Source organism: Bacillus sp. DX4.1 (genome assembly GCF_030348195.1).
Taxonomy (GTDB): domain Bacteria; phylum Bacillota; class Bacilli; order Bacillales; family Bacillaceae_G; genus Bacillus_A.
On record NZ_JAUCFT010000008.1, the window covers coordinates 3264005 to 3279467 of the forward strand.

General features: G+C 33.8%; 13 protein-coding genes and 1 pseudogene. 3 read left to right on the forward strand and 11 right to left on the reverse strand.

The genetic code is table 11. The features are described 5' to 3' along the window. Positions 1-700: 700 nt before the first annotated feature. Positions 701-844 carry a hypothetical protein gene (locus QUF99_RS19590; protein WP_289372168.1) on the forward strand — a complete coding sequence of 48 codons (144 nt, stop codon included), beginning with the start codon at positions 701-703 and terminating at the stop codon, positions 842-844. 276 nt (positions 845-1120) lie between these two features. On the opposite strand, the gene QUF99_RS19595 is transcribed toward QUF99_RS19590, so the two are convergent. The 3 genes from QUF99_RS19595 to QUF99_RS19605 all read right to left on the reverse strand — a co-directional run bounded on the left by QUF99_RS19595 (position 1121) and on the right by QUF99_RS19605 (position 4175). Beyond that, a complete protein-coding gene (locus QUF99_RS19595) occupies positions 1121-1840 on the reverse strand; it encodes a YebC/PmpR family DNA-binding transcriptional regulator (protein ID WP_289372170.1) in 720 nt (239 codons plus the stop codon). Between the two features lie 332 nt (positions 1841-2172). Then, a complete protein-coding gene (locus tag QUF99_RS19600) occupies positions 2173-3057 on the reverse strand; it encodes an alpha/beta fold hydrolase (protein ID WP_289372171.1) in 885 nt (294 codons plus the stop codon). A gap of 713 nt (positions 3058-3770) precedes the next feature. Further along, entirely contained in the window at positions 3771-4175 is a 405-nt protein-coding gene (locus tag QUF99_RS19605; protein WP_289372173.1) for a DoxX family protein, read from the reverse strand. A 445-nt stretch (positions 4176-4620) separates the two neighbouring features. Between QUF99_RS19605 and QUF99_RS19615 the strand changes: the two genes are divergently transcribed. Beyond that, complete coding sequence (locus QUF99_RS19615) at positions 4621-5265, forward strand: YczE/YyaS/YitT family protein (protein WP_289372175.1); 645 nt, start codon at positions 4621-4623, stop codon at positions 5263-5265. Positions 5266-5545: 280 nt separating this feature from the next. Continuing rightward, positions 5546-5743, forward strand: coding sequence for an XRE family transcriptional regulator (locus QUF99_RS19620; protein WP_289372177.1), 198 nt, complete (start codon positions 5546-5548; stop codon positions 5741-5743). Between the two features lie 35 nt (positions 5744-5778). Here the strand turns inward: QUF99_RS19620 and QUF99_RS19625 are convergent, their stop codons facing one another. The 8 genes and pseudogenes from QUF99_RS19625 to QUF99_RS19660 form a co-directional block, all read right to left on the reverse strand. Continuing rightward, the gene (locus tag QUF99_RS19625) at positions 5779-6630 is read right to left on the reverse strand and encodes a MurR/RpiR family transcriptional regulator (RefSeq protein ID WP_483298610.1); all 852 of its coding nucleotides are present in this window, start codon (positions 6628-6630) and stop codon (positions 5779-5781) included. A gap of 182 nt (positions 6631-6812) precedes the next feature. Then, the gene (locus QUF99_RS19630) at positions 6813-8237 is read right to left on the reverse strand and encodes a PTS transporter subunit EIIC (protein WP_289372181.1); all 1425 of its coding nucleotides are present in this window, start codon (positions 8235-8237) and stop codon (positions 6813-6815) included. A 24-nt stretch (positions 8238-8261) separates the two neighbouring features. Continuing rightward, the gene (gene murQ / locus QUF99_RS19635) at positions 8262-9149 is read right to left on the reverse strand and encodes an N-acetylmuramic acid 6-phosphate etherase (protein WP_289372182.1); all 888 of its coding nucleotides are present in this window, start codon (positions 9147-9149) and stop codon (positions 8262-8264) included. 772 nt (positions 9150-9921) lie between these two features. Further along, positions 9922-10593, reverse strand: a complete 672-nt coding sequence (locus tag QUF99_RS19640) for an ABC transporter ATP-binding protein (RefSeq protein WP_289372183.1) — start codon at positions 10591-10593, stop codon at positions 9922-9924. Beyond that, complete coding sequence (locus QUF99_RS19645) at positions 10593-11657, reverse strand: ABC transporter permease (RefSeq protein ID WP_289372184.1); 1065 nt, start codon at positions 11655-11657, stop codon at positions 10593-10595. The genes QUF99_RS19640 and QUF99_RS19645 overlap by 1 nt, the downstream gene beginning before the upstream one ends. 25 nt (positions 11658-11682) lie before the next feature. Continuing rightward, positions 11683-11996 (reverse strand): annotated as a pseudogene (locus QUF99_RS19650) (COX15/CtaA family protein); the annotation flags it as partial. A gap of 625 nt (positions 11997-12621) precedes the next feature. Further along, positions 12622-15018 carry a M60 family metallopeptidase gene (locus QUF99_RS19655; protein ID WP_353958406.1) on the reverse strand — a complete coding sequence of 799 codons (2397 nt, stop codon included), beginning with the start codon at positions 15016-15018 and terminating at the stop codon, positions 12622-12624. Between the two features lie 220 nt (positions 15019-15238). Continuing rightward, complete coding sequence (locus QUF99_RS19660) at positions 15239-15379, reverse strand: hypothetical protein (RefSeq protein ID WP_167535695.1); 141 nt, start codon at positions 15377-15379, stop codon at positions 15239-15241. Positions 15380-15463 lie beyond the last annotated feature (84 nt).

The window sequence follows — 15463 nt, forward strand, 5'->3', positions numbered from 1 at the left end:
GCATAAAAATATATACTTCCCCTTAAAACATTAACGACTTTTTATCCCGCATTAACGGGCAGTAATACCCCCACCTCAAAGTTCTGCAAGGAGAAAAGAAGTTAGGTGGGGGATAAACTGCCCGTAAAAGCCCGATTCGTTCAACTAATGATCAGTGGGGGATGAAGAAACCCCCCACTGATCAAAGTTTCACTTTATCTGAAAGTGATTACTAAATTCATAATGAAACGTTCCACATTTCGCTCAAGGATGGATTCATACTTGGTATTGGAAAACAGACATATCTATATAAATCCATTTTGATTTTTCGACATATAAGCCGCGGCTATGGATAACAAAAGGTGACCTGCACTCGTTTTCTCTCTTTGTTTTCACTATGTCTGGGGCAGGAAAAGGATCTGACCGCTTCTACGCATGGCCGGATGCTCTCTCCCACCTAAAAAGAAGGGTTTTATGTCGGTTTTTTAATTTGTATTTATATAATACCCGTTGTTACATGAGTACTGTTAAATTTTAAAAGCTTGTATCATTAATAATACCGTTAATAAATATATATTATCAATAGTGTTCATTTTTTAAAAATCATTTGAAACAGTGAAAAAATACATAAAATAAGTTATTTTTCGAACGATAAAAAGATTGAATATTCGATAATAATTGCATAAACAATATTTTCACCCATAACATAAGGAGGAATACAATGAAAGAGGATAAATTTTTTCAAAATAAAAACACCAAGAATGCCTGCAAGAAAAATACCGAAGATCTAAAAATATCACTTTTCAAGGAACATTTGAAAAAAGAATTGAAAAACATTTTAATAGGCGTTTATTCTAAAAAATAGATGAAAATCTAGTAGTCTAAAAATGTGACTACTGGATTTTCTATGTATTTATCCCACTATTCATGGGTAGCAATACGCTTCACCATAACACTTCTATACACATTCTCACAACAAAAGACATTCATCATATTTTAATTTGTTTCATTTTGATTGTACGTACACGGCGATATGTTCTAACATTAACAATAAAATCATTGAAAAACTACTCTGTCAGGCTTTCATGAAAAATCTAAAAAAGCAGACCTTTGTTACATAATAAAGGTCTGCTTTCATGTATTATTCTCCTAAATCCACATTGTGGTACACTTGTTGCACATCTTCTAAATCTTCTAATGCATCAATCATTTTTTCAAATTGTACTTGTGCGTCTTCTGGAAGTGTTAGCTCATTTTGCGCAAGCATTGTTAATTCTGCAACTGTAAATTCAGTTACACCAACATTCTTGAATGCTTCTTGTACTGCGTGGAACTGGTCAGGTTCAGCATAAACGATAACCGCTTCATCTTCTTCTAAAATGTCACGTGCGTCTACATCTGCTTCCATTAATATTTCAAGCACTTCATCTGCTGTTTTACCTTCAAGGCCGATGACAGCCGTTACATCAAACATATATGTTACAGATCCATTTACTCCCATGTTACCACCGTTTTTACTAAATGCAGCACGCACATCTGCTGCAGTACGGTTCACGTTATTTGTTAGTGTATCCACGATTACCATTGATCCATTTGGTCCGAAACCTTCATAACGAAGTTCGTCATAGCTTTCTTCTGAACCACCTTTTGCTTTTTCAATCGCACGGTCAATAATCGTTTTCGGTACACTGTAAGTTTTTGCACGCTCTAGTACGACTCTTAAAGTCTGATTTGATTCTGGATCTGGTTCACCTTGCTTTGCTGCTACATAAATTTCGCGTCCAAACTTTGCATATATACGACTCGTATTTGCATCTTTTGACGCTTTTTTTTCTTTAATATTGTTCCACTTACGGCCCATTCTGTTCCACTCTCTTTCAACTTTGAATCTACACAAATATATTACTATGAAATACTATACTTCTTCAACATAACGATAATGAATTCGTTACGATTTCATATTACTGACAAACAATATGAATTGAAGATGTTGCATTCATTCACTAGTTTCTATTATACCTTAATTTTATAATTTATCACGAGTTTAATATTGAACTCCCCGTGACTAAAGTCGCAGAATTCGAAAAAATAGCGTATTTGTTTTATTTAATATCTACACAGGTTGCATGTTCGATATCAATAGAAATACATAAAAAGTAAACATTTTTATTTCATTAAAACATACTGTTCATATTAATCATTTTTAGCGAGGCGATGTTTTTCAAAAAATGTTTGTACATATTCCATAAATTCTTTTGGATCTTGACGGAATGGGGCGTGATAACCTTGTTCAATAATATGGAAGGTACTATTGTTTAATAATTGATGATATATTTCGCCGTTTTTCCATGAAACACTTTTATCATGTCTTCCCCAAATAATCAAGGTTGGCACATGAATTTCATTCGCATCGATAATAAGGCGACGCTGCCGCATTTTACTTAATTCTGTATAATACTCTGTATCCTCACGTTTATATTTCACTTTATTTTCATGATAGTCTGTAATTGTAGATACGGTATTTAAGTCAGTCGATAAATTCGGTTTTATTGATCCTTCTCCTTGCTGCAAGGATTCTATCCCTGTCGCATCAGATAAAATAAGATGTGTGATCGCATTTGGATATAAGTACGTTAAATTGAGAGATATTTCTCCCCCCATCGAATGACCCAATATCGCAAACTTATCATAGCCTAATTTTTTCATTAATTTATAATATAAATTTGCTTGGTTTGGAAATGAATATTGAAAATCCATTGGCTTCGAAGAGTGACCGAAACCTAAAATATCGACCGCGATAATAGTATGATCTTTTGCTAATTTCGGATAAATATCACCAAAGCCATTAGAAGAACCTCCAAAACCATGAAGCATAAGTAAAGGTGGTTTATTTTCACCAATTTGTTTAAAATATATCGTTTGGCCATCAATTTCTACCATTTTTTCTTTTGTATTCAATTTTGTTGCCATTGTCTCTTTCACTTGTTTTACCTTTGCTGTTGGTTTTTCTATAACATTACAGCTCACTAATAATGCGAGAGCAAGACAACTGATTATATAAAGCGTTAATCGTTTCAAATTAAGTTTCTCCTTTCTAATCTATTGCTGCATCCAGCATAGCAAGTAACATATTCCAATTATCAGGAAGTTGGAGTGTTTATCATAAGAGATAAAATAACAGTTTTTTAAAACTACGAGGGTATAGCTACTTTGGAGATTAGATTGAGAATATGGAATGTGTACGAATGCGTGCCAGCCTCTATAAATAATTTAAGCCGCCTATTACTAGACTGCTTAAATTATTTCATACCGCTCATCGCAACCGTTACTTTTTAGAATCTTATTGCCTCTTGAACAATATGACTATCTTATATTCCCTCACTTTTTTTATTATCACCTTCAGTTGTAACCTAATTAGTTACAAATTAGGCAAAAAAATATGTTCAGTGATTGTAAAACTACTACTAGTTTTCATATTTACCGCCTTTGTTGTAATCAATATAGTTACAACTAAAACAGAAGTCAACCCTTCTTCACAAAAATTTATACAAACAATTCTAACCCCATTAAAATAAGGAGATTACGAGCTGCTAACGCCTTACAAATACCTTAATGCAAGATAAATACTCCAACGCATGTAGTAACATATTTCATTTAAATTCTTTAAATAGTAATTATTGCACAAAAAAACGCCGTCTTTTTGCAAATTTATTTACCAAAAGAACAGCATTTTTTTACATATAAGAAATCGTGTGCATTTTTTCTTGTTAGCACCAGGGACAAAATCCCTTTTAGTTTTTTTTCATTACTTTTTCCTTTAGGAAACGATCTACATACCCTTCTGCTTTTGCAACAAATAAGTAAGCGCTCATTGCTAATAAAGCAAGATCTAGTTCATATCCAGGATTCTTTCCATCTCCTAATAACCCAGCAGCTCCATTTACCTTTACAATTGCTCCAACTAAAATAAGTGCAAATAATAATCCAACATATCTTACACCTAAACCGATAATTAATAACATACCACCGACTAATTCAAATGTTGCTACTCCATATGCAAGGCCACCTGGTAATCCCATGCTTGTAAACCAACCTGCAACGTTGTCAATCCCTGATTGAAACTTTGCTAAACCGTGTGCAAAGAACGTTACCCCTAACACGATACGAATAATTAAATTCCCAATATATTGATTCATTTTGAACTCTCCTTTATTGTTTTGTAATATCGAACTTTTATTCACATAACAAAACATACAGTATGTTTTGTTATTCGTCAATTCTTTTTTGAAAGAAAGTAAAAAAAGACGATCACCCTTATATAGATGTTAATTAACAGAAAGACGGAATAATTATTATGAATATTGGTTCTGCAATACACGAAATACGTACAAGAAGCAGCATTACACTCGCACAAATTTGTGAAAAAACAGGACTTCAAAAGAGTCCTACCGCAAAGATAAATCATATTCAGAACAGTATTATGGGAGGTTAATGCTTCAAAATGAATTAACTTTATTATTACTAAACACCTACTAAAAACTTTTATTTAAAACTTTATATATTAAGATAAACAACTTGTCTTCTCAGACTTATTCATCTAATATGTATATAATTATATATTTCCAAAAGGGCGGTGAGAAAATGAGACTGAGACTCTTTCGGTATTTTCTTTTTTTCTTAGGATTGACTTTCTTCGGACTCGGCAACGCTATTGCAGTAAAGGTTAAATTCCTTGGTCTGCATCCATGGGAGGTTCTGAATATGGCACTGTATCAGCGATTTGGATGGACAATCGGGACATGGAGTGTTGTATGCGGCTTATTTCTCGTTCTTGTTTCCTTAGTGGTGGATCGAAGATACATTAATGTAGGGACATTCTTAAATGCACTGCTAATTGGTCCTATTATGGATTTTTTCTTACGATTAAACATTCTTCCTCATGCTACACATTATTTATGGATAAATCTCCTTATTTTACTTACTGGAATTATAATTACAGGCATCGGAGGCGGAATGTATGTTGCTGCAGGGATCGGTGCAGGGCCGCGGGATGGATTCATGCTTGCCATTTCAGATAAAACGGGATTATCTGTAAGCCGTGCGAGAATTATTGTGGAAAGTGTTGTGTTAGTAATTGGATATATTCTAGGAGGTCCCGTATTTATCGTGACATTCCTATACACCTTTATTCAAAGCCCTATATTTCAGCGGTCATTCAAGCTATTTCAAATATTTCTAGATACCTTGGAGAGGAAAAAGAAAGGGCAAATCAGTACAAATTTGTAGACATACAAAAATGGAGACGTACAGTCTATAGCTATTCATAAAGTGAAACTTTAATCAGTGGGGGATTTTCTTCATCCCCTACTGATTATTAGCCCTCACCAATCGGGCTTTTACGGGCAGTTTATCCTCCACCTAACTTCTTTGCTTCTTGCAGAACTTTGAGGTGAGGGTATTACTGCCCGCGAATAGCGGGGTAAACGAATAATTGCGGACTACATTCTGTAGAGTGCAAAGGGTTACTCTCTCAAAATTGTCTTATAAAGATAAGGAGAGTGATCTGTTGAAAATTGAAGAGGCATTTGGAGTTACATTACAAAAACACATAACTCTTTCCAAAATGAGTCAAGAACAATTAGCACTTAATTCTAGCTTAGATATAACTTATAGTACAATTTTCGCACCAAAACCCCTTTTCGGCATTTCAAACTATGAAAGATTTCTTCCTTGCCTAGCACTCGCTAATTCAATAATGACGTAACTACTTATTTTTTAAACTTTGTAACAAAAAGGCATTTATTCATGCAGATGCTGTATAGCATGTTTTGTTTTTTCTAATTGCTTTACTGTAAATTCATATTGAGAAGACGAGTATGCAAAGAAAACAACATCGACTACTAATAGTTGAGCAAATCGAGAACTTGTTGCTGCACTACGAAATTTCGCTTCGGGTGCACGTGCTGTAAATAAAGATACATCTGCTAGCTCAGAAATCTTATTGTTTCCTAAACGAGAAAGGCTAATTGTTTTCAGCCCAAGCTCTTTTGCTGTTTTCATTAGCTCTATTACATCCCTTGTTTCTCCACTATAGGAGACTCCCCAAAATAATGCATTTTCTGATTGAGTAGCCATTGCTACTGCTAACAAATGACGATCTGAGATTGCATAAGCTTTTTTACCTAGACGAATCCATTTCTGTGCCACATCCTCTGCAATAAGAAAAGATGCCCCCACTCCATAAATATAAATAACTTCTGCATCTCTTAGGAAATTCACTGCTTTTCCAATAGATTTCGTCTCTAATTGACCCACTGTATCATGAAGTGTTTGTACTGTATTAGATAACGTTTTATCAATAATTGACTGCACTTTTTCATTCGGTTCAATATCAAAATATCCTACATGATGCATATGCTCTACTTCAGCATATAGACGTGCTTTCAAATCCGGAAAACCCGTCACCCCTAATGATCGACAAAAGCGAACAACAGCTGCACTACTTGCTTCTGCTTCTTTTGCTACTTGATGTATTGTCATATGGGTTACTTCTTTTGCATGAGAAAGAATATATTCTGCGATTTTTTTCTCTGAGACAGGTAACTCACCTAAAATTAATTCTATTTGTGTTCGAATACTATTTACTGCCAATTGTTTCATCTTCTTTCTATTTATATTTTTCTCTATTTAGCTATAGGGATGTTTTTCCTTTAATAAAAAAATATGTAGTTATTACTTGTTCATGAATTACCAATATTTTCTTCTTATTTATTATATAGAAAAAAGCACGACTAACCAAAGGCTCAATCGTGCTTTTTGAAATTTCGTAATTATTATTCTTGTTCTACCATTGCTTCCTTTGGTACACCGAAGAAATATGTGAGAACAAATCCAGCAACATATCCAGCAAATAATCCAATTACATAGTTCAACCATGCTCCGTTTGCAATTAATGGAATTAAAGCCATACCCGATGGTCCAATTGCAATTGCACCAACTTGACCCATTAAACCAATAACTGCTCCTCCAATACCGCCGCCAATGCAAGCTGTAATAAAAGGACGACCTAATGGTAATGTTACACCATAGATAAGCGGTTCACCAATTCCAAGGATACCCACTGGAAGTGCACCTTTTATCATATTTGTTAATGACTTATTCTTTCTACAGCGAGCCCATAATGCAATTGCTGCACCAACTTGTCCAGCACCTGCCATTGAAAGAATAGGAAGTAATTGTGTCGCACCTATTGTATTAATCATTTCAATATGAATTGGTATTAATACTTGATGTAGCCCTAACATAACAAGCGGTAAGAACGCTGCTCCAAGTACAAATCCTGAGAATACACCACCATGTACTAATAACCAGTTAATTGCACCAATTAAATTACTTGATATAAAACCAGCGAATGGCATAATTAAGAAAATTGTGATTAACCCAACAACTAACAATGCAATTGTTGGTGTAACAATAATGTCTATTGCATCAGGAACAAATTTACGTAACTGCTTTTCAATAAGTGCTAAAATCCAAACAGCTAACAGAACTCCAAGTACTCCACCTTGGCCTGGTGATAGTGGTTGACCGTTGAATATATTGTGTATCGGAAGATCAGCTGTTACGCCTGTTAAAAGCGTTACACCACCGATTACTCCACCAAGAGATGGTGTTGCTCCAAATTCTTTTGCTGCATTAATTCCAACATAAATAACCAAGTAACTAAATATTGCATTTTTAATGACGTTAAAAATCGTTACATATTGCTGCCATGTAGCACTATCTAAGTTTCCTGCAGTAATATTATTTGACAAAATCGATGCAATACCAGCAATCAAACCCGCTCCAACAAATGCTGGGATTAAAGGGATGAAGATATTCCCAATTTTTCTTAAAAATGTTTTGAAAGGCGTATTATTCTTTTTCTTTAATTCGGCTTTCATTTCTGCACCTTTTGCTTGTAACTCTTCAGCAGAAGGAGATGATGAGCTAACAGATTTGTCTTTTTTCTGTGCTACAGCAATATTGAACTGCTCTGCTACTTTTGTAACAACACCTGGTCCAAGAATAATTTGATATGTTTCATCATCAACAACTCCAAGAACTCCGTTAACTTTTTTCACAGCTTCTTCATTAATTCGGCCTCGATTTACTGGTGTTATACGAAGACGTGTCATACAATTTGTATAAGATGATACATTCTCACTTCCACCAATAGCCTCTAATATTTCAGATGCCATATTATGATATTTACTCATGATAAACACCTCACTCATTTTCTATTATTTAATTGCTTGGCGAATAAAACCTTGTGTTTCTTCTAATCGTTGCACTGCTTCTTCTTTTGAAAAACCTGTTAAAATCATTACAATTGCAATTTTCGGCTTATTATCAGCCTTTGCTAAATATAATTCAGCTGTTTCATAGTCACAAGACGTAGCTTCCATTACAATACGTTTAGCACGTTCTACAAGCTTTTTGTTTGTTAATTGTACATCTACCATCAAGTTTCCATATACTTTTCCAATCCCAACCATAGATGCTGTTGAAAGCATATTACAAATTAATTTTTGAGAAGTACCAGATTTCAATCGAGTAGAACCCGTTAATACTTCTGGTCCATTATTAACTTCAATGGCAATGTTTGCCTTTTTCCCAATTGCTGAACCTTTATTACAACTTACTGCTACTGTTTGTGCTCCAATAGAATTCGCATACTCTAAACCACCAATCACATATGGAGTACGTCCACTTGCAGCAATTCCTACTACGATGTCTTTATTTGTTAGATTAATGTCCTTTAAATCTTGAATTCCTAATTCTTCACTGTCTTCTGCGCCTTCTACTGCTTTGATGAAAGCTTTCTCGCCACCAGCAATTAATCCAACTACTTCTTCAGGTTCTGTGCCAAAAGTTGGCGGACATTCAACTGCATCTAACAAACCAATACGGCCACTTGTTCCAGCACCAATATAAATTAAGCGTCCTCCTTTTCTTTTCGCTTCTACAATTGCTTCTACTGCTTTTGCAATTTGTGGAAGTTCTAACTTCACTCCGTCCGCTACTTTTGCATCCTCTTCGTTCATTACTGTAAGAAATTCTATTGTTGACATTTCATCTAAGTTCATTGTTTTTTCATTACGGGTTTCTGTTGTTAAATTTTCTAACATATCTATATCATCCTTTTCTTTTTATTGAAAGCATTTACTGAAATCGTTTTCTTTTTATTGAAAGTATTTACCGAAAACGTTTTCTTGATCTGAATATAGAATAACACCTTTGAAATATAATTTCAATTATTTTTTAAAAAATTAAAATTTAATTTCAATAATCATAAAAAAAATACCTATACGGAGGTCTGTGTAGCAATACTTCTTTGATTTTTGCTGAATTTTGAGGTGGGGGTTTTACTGTCCACTTAGGCTATACAAGCCCAACATCTTTAGCTAGATTCTGTAAGGTATTTGGGGATAAAAAGCTCTGAATCTCCTGTGCAAACAGTTGTAACTTGTTAGATACAGAAACAGACATACAAAAAACGCCATCCTTTCCTATGGTTCTACAGAAAGAATAGCGTATTTTTTTCGTTTTTGGGGTATTTCTGTTTGTTAGTTTGCTAGCGATGTGGCGATACCCTATCGCCATCAAGCTAAGGTTTTGAAGTACCCCCTAAATGAAAATTTTCTTTCTCTACAGTTAGTTATTTTGAGAAGTCAGCTCATTTTTTTGTTTTGGGGGTGTTTACTTTTCTTAAGTTGATGGGTATGTTTCCGTACCCCTAAAAAGGAATTTATATAAAGAAGATTTTTATGATGTACGCAAATAATAAAGTTGTTTTAAAGTAATAAAACTATGATAACATTTGATCTCAAAATTCATCTAAATAGATAATAATTCACAAAAACAGCACAGGAATTCCTCCTGTGCTGTTTCACATACTTTCTATACTAAATTTCCGTCTCTAAGTGTTAATATCCGATCACATACATCAAGAATTTTCTCATCATGCGTAATCATAATCGCTGCTTTTTGACTTTCTTTTACTTCTCGTTTCATCATTTCGACAACTTCTCGTCCACGTTTTGAATCAAGGCTTGCCGTTGGTTCATCTGCTAATATTAAATCTGGATTATTCATAAAAGCACGAGCAATCGCAACTCTTTGTCTTTCTCCACCAGATAACTGATGTGGGTAGTGATTTTTTCTCTGAGATAGTCCAAATACTGTTAGCAAGTGATTCGCACGCGTTTCAGATTCTTTTCGGTCTTCTTTCTTTAATTTTGCAATGTATAGTAATTGTTCTTTTACATTTAAATAGGGAACAAGATTAGCGAATTGAAAAATGAACCCGATTTTTCTTAACCGAATATCTGTCATTTCCTTTTCTGATAAATGGATAATATTTTGCTCACCAATATAAATATTACCTTTTGATGGTGATAATAATGCTCCAGCAATCGATAACAATGTACTTTTTCCTGAACCAGAAGGCCCCACAATACCGATGAATTCTCCAGCCTTCACATCAAGTGAAATTGGATGAAGGGCTGTTACCTCTGTGTTCCCTTCACCATATACTTTACTAACTCTATCTAGTTTCAATAGCGATGTCATTACATGCCCCCTCCAATTGCCTCTAGTGCATCCACTTTTAATACTTGATATAAGGAAATCAGTGTTCCTAGTATACTAATTACAATAAAGATTCCTGCATATTGGCCAATCATTGTCGTTGTCAATAAGAACGGCATACTTTCTGGCAAAATTATTTGCAAACCTTCTACTAACACAATACTTATAGCCATTGCGACAACAGATAAGAATAATGCTTGCACAACTAAACTATTTGCTAAATACGAATTTTTTGTTCCAATCGCTTTTAGTACACCTAATTGCTGTGTTTTTTGTAATGTAATAACATAGAAGAATACACCGATTAAGAGCGTTGCAATCACGAGTAAGAATGCAATAATCATTGTTAATGAGTTTTGTTGCCCTTTATGGCCTGGAATACTTTGAAGAACTTCGTTTTTCTCTATTACATGTGCATTTTTTACTTCCTTATCAGTACGAAGAGCAATTGCGTTGTAATCCTTTTGGTTCGGTTGTGCAATTTCTCCCCATACATCTCGATTCACATAAACAACAGGTGTATGACTGAACTTTTGACCTTTTGTAAAGCCAGCAATTTTAAATTCTTTTTTAGAAACCGGATCGATAATCATATCTCCAATATCTAAGCCTTTTTCTTTAATCGATTCGTCAGCAATCATTTCATTTTGTGCTGTTCCTAATGCATCACCTTTCACAATCTTTGGTTCCAAGAATGTTTCGCGTTCACTTGCAAATATTGCAATATCAACCTTTTTTGAACTATCCTTCTTTTCATATGTCGAAACTTTCACATGGAATGGTACAGCATCTTTTGCACCAACTTGTTTTACTACATTATCCACATCTTCTTTCTTAATTTGTGAACGAAGCAATGAATTTTCCACATCATTTGCTAATACAAACTTTTGGGCATCCATATTTTGAATGGAAGAGACAGTATTATACGCTAAACCATTTGCTAATCCAGAAATCACAAGAACTAAAAATGATAATAAAACCATCATAAGCCCAATTAATCCATATTTAAATTTTGATTGTTTTAATTCACGCAGAGCTAAAAACATGCTGCTTGAACCCCCTTATTTATTTCTATTTATCTCTATTTCTTTCTTCTCTTTTACTTCTTGTACTTAACATGGATAAATAATATTGCACAGCAAACAAGCAGGAAATAAATAGTGAATGTAATAGTGTCATTATTAGATTTAAATCTATGTATACAACTAAAATTCCTGCGGCAGCTTGAAATATCACAAGGATAAATGAAATGAACCACCCTCAATATATCACTTGTTGTTGTTGATAATGATGTGTAGCAGGAAATAATGCATATAGTATCCAAGCAAATATTAATATTGCAGCAATTCTGTGATCCATTTGAACCCCCATTCCTGTAATTGAGTAAGAATTGAACAATCAATAGTGGGATTATATTCTTTTCATCATATTTTCCTTTCTTATTATTATCAAAAACATATATGACTATAATATTGGCTTATTAAAAGTTGTACAATGGATATAATAGTTTTGAAACAAATAATTCACAATTTTAAAGCAACGTTAGGCGTTTTAAGAATGTCGATTCGATATGCATTACTAGGGGAACCTGAAGTTTTCGAAAAACTTAAAGAACTACAAAATGAAATAGTGTAAATAAAAAAGAGGAATCCATTTTGTTTTGGATTCTCCTTTTTTGTTCGTAAAAGTATACCTTTGGGAACGAAAAAAACTCCTTCCACGATTGGTGAAAGGAGTTTCCATATTTTGAAAGGGTATTTTCATTTTAATATATAAGGTAAAAAACTTGTATTGATAAAGTATACCTTTATACACAATCATTTACTTTTCCTATTTGTGAAAGAAGTATTTCAGTTGAGATTTTAAAAATCATCGAATTTCCAGTACCAAATAGTCCTTATTTAACTGAAAAATAGTCTTAACGTAAAATTTTCTTTTTTTTGATATGGTGACCCCTAATAGGTGTCTAGTAATATTACTGCCAGCTTGGTAAAACTTCACAAAATTAGTTCATATCTTTTTAATAGATCTTTTCCAAAGAATGGCACTTACCAATAATAATATAACACCAATTAAACCTAAAATAGATATTTGAGAACCCGTATTTGGTAATACATCATTTTTATTCGTCATTTGCTTTACAGAGGGTTCTATAGGTTTATTTTCAGTATTGGAAGACTTATTACTTGGTTCGTTGCTATTTAGTTCATTGTTACTTGTTTGATTGTTACCTGGTTCATTACTACTTGGTTGATTGTTACCTGGTTCATTACTACTTGGTTGATTGTTATCTGGTTCATTGTTACCTGGCTCATTATTACTTGGTTCATTGTTATTATTTCTAGTTATCCCTACATCGAATGTTAAATTATCATTTGAAAAAGCAATATCATCTGTTACCCCAGTCTCATTTACATTGGAGTCAACCGTTACATCTTGTCCACTTTGTTTTAGTGTAAAGACATAACCGGACGGTGTCTCTACTTGTACACGGTATATGCTTTCTGTTAAACCATCAAACAAGTAGTTTCCTTCTTTATCTGTTTTTATTTCTTTTAATACATTCCCTTCTTTATCTAGCAGTAGAACACGAACGCCCTCTATTCCTTTTTCATCTTGATCTTGAATGCCATTTCGGTTACTATCTTCCCATACTCGGTCACCTAGTTTGAGGAGTGGAACTTTCACTGTTACTTTATTACTTTCTTTTTCTTTACCATTCCATTGTACTTTTGCTGTATTTGGAATGGTTCTTTTTTCATAATTAGAGAGGTCCGCTTCGTCTTTCAGTTTGCCTGTAACCTTCATGAAAACATTGTTTCCGGCTACTTCTTTAATCTTGTCTTTCGCAAAATTGAATTCCACTTTACCTGTTGCCTTATCTACTTTGATTTCACCGTAGCTACTGATGTCTGTTCCTTTTTCATCTTCTACCGTTATTTTCTCTATATCAATCACATTTTCGGTATCATCATAAATACGTAACGAGTCATATCCAACTACCTCTACCGGAAGTGTCACCTTCACATTATATATAAAGTCTTCGTTTTTCTTCTGTAATTTAACATCTGTTTTATCCTTTTCATCAGTGTCACTTACTTGGTTTGTAATTGTTGGTTCCTCGACTTTCACCTTAATAGGTTTAGAATCAGTGGCTTCCCAAATAGGCGCGGTTAAAATTGGATGATTTAATGCTTCTACTTTTTGTCTTGTTTCCGGTGTAGCCATAAGTCCCCATTTATCAAAGAATGGAAGTAAATTTTGTTTTGCCACCTTGGATGTATTGTAAATAAAACCTTGTATTTTCTCTTCATTATTTTTAGGGAGTTCTTCTTTAGAAAGCGAACGATACTCTTGATGTAGTTTAGGATAGAATTCTTCCCCAAATGCTAAATCTAGCTGCCAAAACATTGCTAATTTCACAAAAACATCATCTATTTTATTGTAGTCTTTTTCTGACTGAGGTTTATTTAAATAATTGAATACTTTTTCATATGTTCCCTTCTCTAATCTCGATTTATTTCCAAAGGCCCGTTGTACAGACATACTGTAAATGTTTACAGTAACTTCTCCTAATCCATCCCACGTCCAAGGAATTTGTTGCCTCTGATGACCAGCTTCATGCCAAGGCCCCCATCCGTCTTTGGTAAAATCATTGACATCTAATATATGTTGAATCGCATCTCCAACATATGCTGTTCTACTAGAATACGAATACATATAATAACCTTGAGAATGATTATCCTCTACGAAGTGCACATAATGCTTGTCTGCTTCTTCATAAGATAACCCTGAAACTCGATCTTGAATTCTAATAGATTCATCTATTTTTTTCAAGAGTTGTACAGGGTCTGTATTAGAACCTATTAAATATTTTTTTACTCTTTCAGGACTTGCAGTGATTAGTACTCGTTCTCCTTTTAACTCAACTGCATGTGCATTAGGATATGTATCTAGCATGTTTACTAAATCTTGTTTAGTATGTTTACCTAATTCAAAAAACGGAGTAGGTGCTCCTCCTGCTGTTATTTCAGCTCGAACTGTACCACCTTGTTGAGGATTATAGAAATAAATCATCCCACCGTTTGGAGATTCAATTGTATTTTCCCCTGGTTTTAAGGTAAACGACTTTATTAACGAATCTTGATTCCAAGCGGCATCGTATGAGAATGTCCCTATGTAAGCTTGAATATTCTGTGTCCCTTCTACAAGAATCGTTATTTTTTCATTTGGATTTGCATATAACCCAGTTGGTTCATATGGACTAAATCTAAACTGACGTCTATCCTTATCTTTGATTTGATCTACATTCCCTTTACCCATAACTTGAAAAACATGCTCGGTGGATACTTGTTTTTTTATGGTTTTTTCTTGTGTTTCAGCTGAAACCTTTGTTATCCAAGCCATTTCTCCTATAAAGGGAAAAGTAAGTACATTCACAGCTATAAAGGCTTTTATTGCTATCTCCTTATTTCTTTTTTTGATATTTTGTTTCATTTTGTGTCACAAACCTTCCTTTAGTTTGATAAATTTAATATTTTAACAACATGTCTAAATAGTTCTGTATTTTACTATAATTCATAAATGAGATCTAACGTAAGTACATCATTCACATGACCCAAATTTTTTAATACTCAAATGGAAAGATAGACATTAAATCCACCTCTTCAGTTTCTTCTTTAGAATTCGTTACGACCTCGTTATGTTCAAAAGACATACTCGTTAGTATTGCAAATGCTACTAAATTTGCTAAAAAAATTTTTTGCATCTTCTGCTCTCCTCACATTTCTTCCTAGTAAATATAGCCAGGAGAAATATTTACTAGGAAGAAATACTTATTTTATCATTTGAA